Origin of the sequence: Aequorivita sp. 609 (assembly GCF_014212065.1) — a bacterium.
GTDB lineage: Bacteria > Bacteroidota > Bacteroidia > Flavobacteriales > Flavobacteriaceae > Aequorivita > Aequorivita sinensis.
In genome coordinates, this window is record NZ_JACJVM010000024.1 from 1 (window position 1) to 1,841 (window position 1,841).

Genomic DNA, 1,841 nt, shown 5'->3' on the forward strand with positions numbered 1-1,841 from the left:
CGGACAAAAGTTCGGAAAATCCGCAATTATCCACATCAGATCCTGATAGTAGACACCAAATTGTACGGGGAATGATCACTGAGGTTTGCTACACACTTCAAACTACTGTGGATGATCAAAAACAAAATACTTATCGATTACAAACTAACCAATCAAAACGATAAGAAAGCCATGGGCATGATGTTGCGCCGGGCCAAATCCATTTTACGAACCAACAAGTTTACCGCCCTTTACGACAAAGGCTATCATACCGGAAGCGAGTTTTGTACGGCCCATCAGCTAGACATTAAAACGCTTGTGGCCATACCCGCCATTGGGCGTGCTAGCCAGGCACCGCATCCGAAGTACAATGCCGAGAATTTTATATACAATCAAAAAACCGATACCTACACCTGCCCCGAAGGACATAAACTAACCAGTAACCAAAGCCACTATAAAACACGAAACTACACTTTTAAACAGTACAAAACCAAGGCGTGCAAAGGTTGTCCAGTTCGCAGTTTATGCACCAAGGCAAAAAACGGAAAAATTGTTCAACGCAGTGAGTACGCTCCATATATAGAAGCTAATGCCCATCGAGTGACCCAGAACAAACAACGCTATAAACAACGTCAGGCGCTGGTCGAACACCCTTACGGCACCTTAAAACGCCAGTGGGGCTTTGATTACATAATTACCAAAAGAAAGATAGCCGTGGCTTCGGCAGATGCCGGCTTGATGACCCTTGCCTACAACCTTAAACGACTCTTTAATCTCGGTGTAAAGTTCGATATAACGGCCGTTTGCGCTGCGCTCAATTCGTTTTTAGGGGTTATGTTGCTTGCTATAACCCAATTATCCACTCAGCAAGCTTTAAAAATCGCATTTCCGAGAAATTTTATAAAATTCATGAAATACGGAAATCTTAACCCTGCAACTGAATTTAAAAGAAAATTAGTGTAGTTTTGAGACAGACTGCCGTTGTAGCCAATTAGAAAAACCATATGAAAAAAATCACATTTTTACTTTTAATCTTTTGTTCACTAAATGCAATCGGACAGAAAAAATTGGAAATCGAAATCGATAATCCTGAACCGAGAGTTGGACAAAGCGTTACGTTTTCAATTAACGTTGACTTTTTGACTGATTATTTCAAAAAAGAATTAGGGAAGAATGTGGAATTCACTCGCTCAACCTCAATTTTCGGAATGCAATCCGATGATTTTGAAAGAGTAATTATTTTCGAAAAAGCAAAAAAATATAAAATTGGACCTTTTGACTTCGAATTTAATGGGAAAAAATATACAACTGAAACTATTGAAGTAAATGTTCTTCCAAAATTACCAATGGAAAACGGACTTTGGTTAAGAATAACAGAATCTGAAGGTCAACAATATCTCATTCTTGAACAATTAATAAGTAACGAATCAAATAAAACAGACAATGAAAATGGTGGTTATTCCCATACTATTGGTGGAGTAAAACCAGAAGGAAATGAATTCGCTGAATTAAATGAGGAATTAACAAAAGGAATTGAATTAAGTAATTACAGTTCAGCCAATAACACGTTGAATCCTGAAGGTGCTGGATTGTTTGATGTTGGATTTTCATATTCAATCAAAAAGTATAAAATAAAATTTGAGGAAAATTTTAATGGGGAATATATAATTACGAAAACGGACTTTAAAAATTTGCCCAAGAATTTCGATATTGGGAAAATTAAATTAGAAAAATAACTGGCTACAACAAAGAACTGAGATAAAAAACAACTAATTTCTTTATTAATTTTTGACAATATAATTCTAGGCTTACAGATAGAAAGAATAGATCCGTAAGCTCTTTTTTATTTCAGGCACAATTAT

Annotated in this window: 1 protein-coding gene and 1 pseudogene; both read left to right on the forward strand. The window is 36.3% G+C overall.

Annotated features, from left to right (window positions below; all coding sequences use genetic code 11):
* Nucleotides 1–756 (forward strand): annotated as a pseudogene (locus H4O20_RS07880) (transposase); the annotation flags it as partial.
* A gap of 227 nt (nt 757–983) precedes the next feature.
* The gene (locus H4O20_RS07885; RefSeq protein WP_185098851.1) at nt 984–1,715 is read left to right on the forward strand and encodes a hypothetical protein; all 732 of its coding nucleotides are present in this window, start codon (nt 984–986) and stop codon (nt 1,713–1,715) included.
* The last annotated feature ends 126 nt before the right edge of the window (nt 1,716–1,841 follow it).